This is a genomic window from Veillonella sp. CAG:933 (assembly GCF_000431435.1).
Classification (GTDB): Bacteria; Bacillota; Negativicutes; order Veillonellales; family Veillonellaceae; genus Veillonella_A.
The window spans coordinates 1-8,891 of sequence record NZ_HF986224.1; the positions used below are offsets into that span (position 1 = coordinate 1).

An 8,891-nucleotide genomic window follows, 5' to 3' on the forward strand; every position below is an offset into this window, starting at 1 on the left:
CTACAGTGGGTCGCAAAAGGCCGACGTGGGACGTAACTGTTTTTTGTTTTTCAATGTATAAAATATACAGTATATTACACAAGGAGAACAGCATGGAACAATTTGATGCAATCGTTGTAGGCGGTGGCTTAGCAGGTGCGGCAGCTGCTTATCGAATGGCCAAAGAGGGTGTGAAAGTGCTCTTGGTTGAACGAGGGAGTTATGGGGGCGCGAAAAACATGACGGGTGGTCGTATTTATACGCATTCGTTAGAAGAGTTAATCCCTGATTTTAGAAAAACGGCTCCGTTAGAACGTAAAGTAACGAAGGAGCGCATCTCCATTTTGGAAGGTGGCAAGGCAACGACCGTTGAATATGAAGCGGAACCGGCTCAGCCAAAAGACGAATCCTATGTGGTATTGCGCGGCGTTTTTGATAAATGGCTCGTAGAGCAGGCTGAAAAAGCCGGTGCCGTGGTGGTTAACCGCATTCAGGTTACGGATCTTCTCATGGAAGGCGGCAAAGTGGTAGGCATTCGCTGTGGTAAAGATACGTTGCGTGCTGACGTAGTGGTATTGGCTGACGGCGTTAACTCCTTATTGGCTGAAAGAGCCGGTTTACGTGCACCGATTACGGCTGCCGAAGTAGCCGTAGGTGCTAAAGAAGTATATAGCTTTAATAAAGGTGTGTTGGAAGAACGCCTCGGCCTCGACGGCAATGACGGTTTGTCTTGGCTTTTCATGGGTGATATTACGCACGGTCTCATGGGCGGCGGTTTTATCTATACTAATAAAAACAGCTTATCCATCGGCGTCGTAGTAGGTCTTGAACATATCGGTGAATCGGATGCTACTATCGAAGATATGATGAACGAATTCATGGCTTATCCGACAGTGGCTCGCTTGTTAAAAGGGGGCAAACTCCTTGAACGCAGCGGTCACATGGTTCCGGAAGCGGGGTATAAAATGGTGACCACCTTGAGCGGTGACGGCTTTATCATCGTCGGTGATGCGGCCGGTTTCTGTATCAACATGGGTTACACCGTGCGCGGTATGGATTTTGCCATTGCGTCCGGCATGTATGCCGCCGATGCGATTATTAAAGCCAAACGCTTAGGCGATTATTCCGCCGGTGCGTTACGTTACTACGATATTATGATTGAGGACAGCTTCGTAGGTAAAGATTTGAAAACCTATCGTCACTTCCCTGAATTCCTCAACAATCCGCGTATTTTCCAAAAATATCCGGGAATGGTCAACGGCATCATGTCCGATGTATTTACCGTTAACGGCGACGGCGCGAAACCGCTTGTTCCTAAATTATTGAAACGGGCTACCGGTGTAGGCCTTGTTAACTTGGCTATGGATGCCCTTAAAGGAGGTCGTGCCCTATGACAAACTTAGAAGAAAAGTTAGGCGTCAATAAATATTACGTAAACGAAGGTCATCCGCACATTGAAATCATTCATGATTATCCGGATATGAAGGAAAAAATGAAACTCGTCAATGCCTGCCCGGCCGGTTTATATACCTTAAACGACGACGGTACGCTTGCATTTGACTACGCCGGTTGCGTAGAATGCGGTACCTGCCGAGTTTTATGCGGCAAAACGATTGTAACTAAATGGGAATACCCGGACGACACGAAGGGTATTGAATTTCGTCAAGGCTAATAGGGAGGCTGACTATGGAATTATTCGTATGTATCAAGCAAGTGCCGGATACGTCTGAAATCAAGCTCGATCCGGAAACGAACACTTTAATTCGTACCGGCCTGCCAAGTATTGTCAATCCGTTCGACATGAATGCATTGGAAGCGGCTTTGACCGTTAAAGATAAATATCCGGGAACCCGCGTTTCCGTGATTACCATGGGACCGCCGCAGGCGTCCGTGGCGTTAAAAGAATGTATCTCCATGGGGGCCGATGATGCGTACCTCATTACGGACCGTGCCTTTGCCGGTGCCGATACGCTCGCTACCAGCTACACCATCGCTTGTGCTATATCCAAAGTGCAGGAAGACCAGGGCAAACCGTTTGATATGATTTTCTGCGGTAAACAGGCCATCGACGGTGATACGGCGCAAGTAGGTCCGCAGATTGCCGAAGAACTGGGCATTCCTCAGGTTACCTATGTGTGCGGCATCGAAGTGAACGATAATATTGTACGGACCCAACGTGAACACGAAGAAGGCTTTGAAGTATTGGATACGGAAATGCCGATGCTCCTAACGGCCGTTAAATCCCTCAACGAACCACGCTATCCGACCCTCCATAATTCCATTCGTGCTACGCAGTACGAAGTGAAGACGATTACCGTTAAAGATATGACGACGGATCCTAAGCGTTTGGGCCTTCAAGGTTCGCCAACCCGTGTACGCAAAGTATACAGCCCGCCTATGCGCTCCGCCGGAACCATGTTGACCGGTGCCGTTTCGGAATCCGTAGCAACCGTTATGGATGTGTTAAAACAAAAAGAACTTATCTGATAGCTAAGGAGGAATTACGGTGTTTGAAGAATACAAAGGTGTCTATGTCATTGCTGACTGTTTCGACGGTCAGGTGCGCAAAGTCACATACGAATTAATTGGTCAGGCCCGCCTCATAGCGGATCAGTTGCAAGAAGATGTACATACATTGCTTCTCGGCGCCAAAGTGGCCGGCGAAGCACAAAGCCTTATCGAGTATGGCAGTGATTACGTTCATGTATTTGAACATCCTTTATTGGCACGCTACACGACTGACGGCTACACTAAAGTCATTACCGATTTCTTTGCTCAGAATAAACCGAATGTTATCCTCATCGGTGCTACTAACGACGGTCGCGATTTGGCACCGCGTATTTCCGGTCGTATGAAAAACGGCGTTGTAGCGGACTGTACGATTTTGTCCGTAAGCACATCCGACGGCCTTGTAGAATGGACTCGTCCGGCCTTGGGCGGTAACATTTTGGCGGAAATCATCTGTCCGGAACATCGCCCGCAAATGGGCTCCGTTCGTCCGAATGTGTTCAAAATGCCGGAACGCCAGGAAGGTCGTCAAGGTCATATCAACAAGGTCGAAGTTCAGCTCACTGACGGGGACATTCGCAATCGTTTCGTAGAAATGATTAAGGTGGACATGAACGATGTTAACATCGAAGAAGCGGAAATCATCGTGGCCGGAGGTCGCGGCATGGGTTCCCCTGAAAACTTCAAAGTGTTGGAAGAATTGGCCGATGCGTTGGGCGGTGTGCTCGGCGTAACCCGTCCGATTGTTGAAAAAGGCTGGTATCCGTTGAGCCGTCAAGTTGGTCAAACCGGTAAGACAGTGGCTCCTAAATTATACTTGGCCTTCGGCATCTCCGGTGCCATTCAGCATACGGCCGGCATTACGGGCTCCGATATGATTGTGGCCATTAATAACGATCCGGAAGCCTCTATTTTCAAAGTGTGCGACTACGGTATCGTAGGCGACGCTATGGAAGTGGCTCGTGAAATGATTGCGCAATGCAAGGCTATAAAAGGATAAAGTGAAAATCCAATTATTTACTTATTAATAAAATTTGTGAAAAAGCTATGGTGTAATGACACTGTAGCTTTTTCTTTTTTATATGATGAATAGTGCAAAAATATAAGATGTGTGAAATTTTAACACGGCGGTATGAAATATAATTTTTATTCACCGGTTTATGTTTTATGAGAAACAGTGATAAAATAATGATTATATGTCTTGTGGGGGGCACAAATATGATAGTATTTAACTATAAATGAAGTCGTGATGAATTGATTGGTATAGGTAATAATCAATTCACTGTTTTCAAAACGTTAGTTAGTGGACGTGCTTTGAGAGGAGTTTAGGTATGAAAATCAAGAAAAATGGTCGTCATGTAATTAAAACATCTTTGAGCAGTGCTGTTTTATTGAGTTTGTTATTAGGGGGACAGGTTTTTGCAGCGGATAATATTGTTGTAGATAGTGGTACGGCTACAGGTACGATCAATACCGTAACCGATGATACGACGGCTCGTGTTGTAGGAACTGGGAATACAGTTACAACAAGCAATGATGCTGAAGTATTTGGCGATGATAATACAGTAACTAATAGTAAAAGTCAGACTGTGATTGGCGATAAGAACAGTGTCACAGGGAGAAACTCAGGTACTGTTTCTGGAAAACAAGACGTTAGAACAGAAACCGTATCTGATTTACTTATCGGTAAAGGAAATACGATTAGTGGTAATGATACTTATATGAAAGGCTATGAAAGTCTAACTGTTATTGGCAACAATAATACTTTTAAGGCTCCGGGTGGAGGTATTGTGATTGGCGATAATCGGATGAATAACGATTTTAAAGATTCGGTTATTATTGGCTCCTTAACGCCTGAAGAAAAGAAAGCTGCGAATAAAAATATTAGGGGAATGAACATGACTGTTGTTGGTAATCATGCACAGAGTGGTGCCTCGGGTACAGTAGTAGGTTGGGGCGCTCAAGGTCTTGGAACTTTTGGTACAGTCACAGGTTTTAATTCAGTAAGCAGTCTGGGTACTACCTGGTCTTCGATTTATGGCGTTGATAATAAAATTACCGGGTCTGAATATGCCCCCGTGACTATGGTTAATGGTGCTTTTGGTACGATGAATAAGGTAGACTATTCATCGAACTCTATGGTTTGGGGCACCGGTAACTGGGTGACAAATGCCGGTGGCAATATGATTGATGTGGTAGTAAACGGTTTTAGTGATTATCGTTATAATGAGTTTATATTGCATGGTAGTTATAATGACGGATATTCAGATCATATGTCCGAGATATTTAGAGATTATGCTTCACTTAACGGTGGATCTGTGTTTGCTATGGGGAACAGCAATACATTAGATTATGCAAGAAGATCTTCAATTATAGGGTCGGGGAATACTTTAAATGGGACTGAAAATACGGTAAGTGATTATAATACCATTGCAGGTTATCAAAATGCCGGTATTAATGTGAATAATACTTCAGTCGTGGGGACCGGAAATACATTAAATGGTGGAAATACGGCAGTAGTGATTGGTGATTATAATATATTGACTGGAGGCAGTAATAATATTATTCTTGGTTCAATGGAAACAAAAGATGAAATTAAGATACAAATATATACGCCAAAGATGGACATTATCACCCGTGATCCGTATACTGGTACAGCAATTCCTTATACAATGAAAGTAAAGGTAGCGGTAAAGGCTCATACAGAAAACATCAGTAATGCCGTTATGCTCGGGTATAATACGGATGTGCAATATGACGGCGGCGTTGCTCTTGGCAGCAATTCCATTGCATCTGTAGATAAGGGAAGATATGGATATAATCCAATTACCGGTACTGCTTTTGATAGCGATACAGCAATTGCAGCTCTTTCAGGAAAAGAATCTCGATTAACGGAATTGAATAATAGTTTAGGTGGCTTAGAGTCAACATATACAACAGCTAAAGATGATTATCAAAGTAAGGTCGATAATTATTTAGAAAAGGCTGCAACTTATTCGGAAAAGGTTCAATTTTATAACGCTGCTGATGCAGGATCAGCAGATCAAGCAAGATATAAGGAACAAATGGATGCTGCGAAGACTGCGTTGGATGAAGCTGAAATAGCAATGAATACTTCTGAAACTACTATGAACAATGCTAATAAAGCTTATACTGATGCTGTATCAGAAAAGAATCAGATTACTTCTGCGTGGAAGTCCAATGCTGCCGCTGTTTCCGTTGGCGACAGTGAAGCAGGTATTACTCGCCAAATTACTAATGTAGCAGCCGGTACAAATGACACTGATGCTGTTAACGTAGCTCAACTTAAAGCAGCCGTAGATGCTGCCGGCACGGGCTTGCAAAAAAGTAACAATGCTTTGAGTTATGAAAATAATAAACTATCCTTATCTATTAAAGACTCGGATGGTAAGGACTTCATTACAGGGAGTGTAGAAATATCTGATTTAGCCAATTCAATTAATACTCGTAATAGTGTAGGTAACTTTGATGGCGACAATACTATTACTATTGAAAAAGCTGAAGGCTTAAATGAATTTAATGGTGTAAAATACCAGCTTAAAGTTAATACCGATGGCAAGGTAGCTGCAGATAATAAAGGTGTTGTTAATGGCAGTACTGTTTACAACGAAACTCGTGTAGCCAAAGATGGTACTTACGTTAAACAATCTAAATCTGCAGGAGAAAACTTGACTGCTTTGGATAGCCAAGTAGCTGCCAATACGACTCAGATTACGCAGAACACTAATAATATTACTTCCATTTCCAACGAAGTAAGCAATATTACCAATAACGTAACCAGCTTGAACAGCCAAGTTAATAAATTGGATAATCGAATTAATCGTGTCGGTGCCGGTGCCGCCGCATTAGCTGCTTTACATCCGCAAGATTATGATCCGACTGCTAAGTGGGATTTTGCGGCCGGGTATGGCAACTACAAATCGGCCAATGCAGTAGCTATCGGTGCATTCTATCGTCCGACGAATGATTTGTTATTCTCCGTAGGCACCAGCATGGGCGGCGGTGAAAACATGTTTAACGCCGGTGTGAGCATTAAATTTGGTAAGGGTAGTGAATACTCCAACTACTCCAAAACTGATTTAGTCTCCGTAATCTCTAGCCAGCAAGCGGAAATCAGTGCAGTTAAAGCCGACAATGAAGCTATCAAAGCGGATAATGAAGCTAAAACTAAACGTATCGAAGCGTTAGAAAAACAGATGCAGGAAATTTTAAGCCAAATCAATCGCTAAGAGATTTCATAATGCATGTACTGTAACCGATTGTGAGGTTAGTTCCCCTCAATCACAGCACCCAAAAACCAAAAATTCATTTTAAAACACTTTTATCAAAAACTCACTAAAAAGGGACGTACATCAATACTAGAGCAACCCGGGCTCTGATGAGATGTACGTCCTTTGTGTTATGCAATGGTCTTTTTATTTTGTAACAAGGACTCTTACTTTATGACTCAATACAATTATCGATAAATCTCTATAGGTCAAATTATTTGACTTATAGAGGTTTTTAGATTTATAATTAAATTGTAAAAAGTTTTGACTGAAAAGAGGGATTATATGAAGGCAGTGGTTGTCTATGAAGCGGGCGGTGTCGATAAGCTCATATATGAGGACGTGCCTACGCCGGCGGTTAAACCGGGTTGGTCTTTGGTTAAGGTGAAAGGTTTCGGCATTAATCGCTCTGAGATATTTACGCGAAACGGTTATTCGGAATCGGTAAAGTTTCCGCGGATTTTGGGGATTGAATGTGTCGGTGTCATTGAGAAAAGCACCGATGTAAAGCGTTTGCCACCGGGTACGAAGGTCGTATCCGTTATGGGGGAAATGGGCCGTGATTTTGACGGATCCTATGCGGAGTATGTATTACTTCCGAATGAGCAGATTTATACGGTGCGTACAGACTTACCTTGGCCGATTATGGCGGCTATACCGGAGACGTATCATACGGCTTTTGGCACGCTGCAGAATTTAAAAATCGAGGCTGGCGATGCTGTGTTGGTACGCGGTGCCACGAGTGGTGTGGGCGTAGCGTTTGCCAAACTTTTAAAAGCTCGTTATCCGAAAGTGCGCCTGTATGGTTCGACGCGTTCCATGAATAAGCTTGAACAGCTCTTGGCGGAAGGTTTTGACGAGTGCATTCTCGATGAGAACGGTCGTTTGGATACTGATATATCTTTTGATAAGATTGCCGATATGGTGGGCCCGGCTGTATTAGAAGATAATCTGGCGCATTTAAAGCCGGGCGGAATTCTTTGCAACACGGGCCTTCTCGGTGGTCAGTGGTATGTGGAGAATTTTGATATTATTATGACTTTGGGCAGCGGTAAATATGTGACCGGCTTCTATTCCGGCATTGTGAATGAACCGATGCTGCAAGCCCTATTCGATTATATTAAGGACAACAACATTACTGTTGAGCCGGCTATAGTTTTTAAATTAGCCGAAATTCGTGAGGCACACGCCTATTTGGACAGTGCTGACAGTTTTGGGAAGGTGGTGGTAGTGAATGACTGATATTTTACCGGCAACAAAAGAATATTCCAGAATTCGCGACAACCAGATGTCGATTTTTGAAAACTATGCTCGTAAAAACGGCATGCAGAGCAAGGCGCTGACGATTCTGATGTGGATTTACTATAATCCGAATGGAATTACGCAGCAACGCATTACGCGCAAGACGTATTCCACGAAACAGGTCGTCAATGCGACCATAAAGAACTTCAAGGACAAGGGCTATATCTTTTTTGAAGAAAATCCTGAAGATAAGCGCACGAAAGTGATTAAATTGACCGAAGACGGTCGCACCTATGCAGCATCTATATTGGATGCTTTGGAAGCAGCGGAAAATGCGGCTATGAAGGAATTAACGGCCGAGGAGCAGGATGTATTACTCCGGGCCGGTGAAAAGTTTACCACGGCATTGGCCAGGAACATTGATGAATTACGGGAACGGCAGGTGAAACAATGATTGAATTTAAGAATGTAAGTAAATTATATAAAGAGAAGGCGGCGCTTCGTAATATCAACATGACTATCGCGTGCGGGGAGTTTTTCGTCCTCGTCGGTACGAGTGGTAGTGGTAAAACGACGACGCTCAAGATGATTAACCGTCTTTTGACGCCGACGGAAGGCACGGTTTCGATTAATGGTGTCGATGTACAGCAGTCGGAGCTGAGAGAATTGCGCTTAAACATCGGTTATGTATTGCAGGCCGGCGCTTTATTCCCGAATTTAACGGTATGTGAAAACATCGAAATCATCCCGGAAATGAAGGGTTGGCCTAAAGAAGAGCGGGTTAAAACAATCCATTCCTATTTGGAAATGGTGGGCCTTCCGCCGGACCAATATATGAATCGGTATCCTCATGAGCTCTCCGGCGGCGAACAG

Annotated in this window: 8 protein-coding genes; all 8 read left to right on the forward strand. The window is 43.7% G+C overall.

Annotation, left to right across the window (positions count from 1 at the left end; genetic code table 11):
* Positions 1-92 precede the first annotated feature (92 nt).
* Positions 93-1,373: an FAD-dependent oxidoreductase gene (locus tag QZL64_RS10830; RefSeq protein WP_021841996.1), complete on the forward strand. Its 1,281-nt coding sequence runs from the start codon at positions 93-95 to the stop codon at positions 1,371-1,373.
* Positions 1,370-1,651 (forward strand): ferredoxin family protein, encoded by a 282-nt coding sequence (locus QZL64_RS10835; RefSeq protein ID WP_006555881.1) that lies wholly within the window; start codon positions 1,370-1,372, stop codon positions 1,649-1,651. The genes QZL64_RS10830 and QZL64_RS10835 overlap by 4 nt, the downstream gene beginning before the upstream one ends.
* Before the next feature lie 14 nt (positions 1,652-1,665).
* On the forward strand, positions 1,666-2,466 hold the full coding sequence (locus QZL64_RS10840) for an electron transfer flavoprotein subunit beta/FixA family protein (RefSeq protein ID WP_021841997.1): 801 nt from the start codon (positions 1,666-1,668) through the stop codon (positions 2,464-2,466).
* A 13-nt stretch (positions 2,467-2,479) separates the two neighbouring features.
* Entirely contained in the window at positions 2,480-3,487 is a 1,008-nt protein-coding gene (locus tag QZL64_RS10845) for an electron transfer flavoprotein subunit alpha/FixB family protein (RefSeq protein WP_156704510.1), read from the forward strand.
* 331 nt (positions 3,488-3,818) lie between these two features.
* Complete coding sequence (locus QZL64_RS10850) at positions 3,819-6,737, forward strand: YadA-like family protein (RefSeq protein WP_021841999.1); 2,919 nt, start codon at positions 3,819-3,821, stop codon at positions 6,735-6,737.
* A gap of 324 nt (positions 6,738-7,061) precedes the next feature.
* Complete coding sequence (locus QZL64_RS10855) at positions 7,062-8,018, forward strand: zinc-binding dehydrogenase (RefSeq protein WP_021842000.1); 957 nt, start codon at positions 7,062-7,064, stop codon at positions 8,016-8,018.
* Entirely contained in the window at positions 8,011-8,472 is a 462-nt protein-coding gene (locus tag QZL64_RS10860) for a MarR family winged helix-turn-helix transcriptional regulator (RefSeq protein ID WP_021842001.1), read from the forward strand. Before QZL64_RS10855 ends, QZL64_RS10860 begins: the two co-directional genes overlap by 8 nt.
* Positions 8,469-8,891 (forward strand): ATP-binding cassette domain-containing protein (locus QZL64_RS10865; protein WP_296309571.1); only part of this gene is annotated, 423 nt, incomplete at its 3' end. The genes QZL64_RS10860 and QZL64_RS10865, both read left to right, overlap by 4 nt.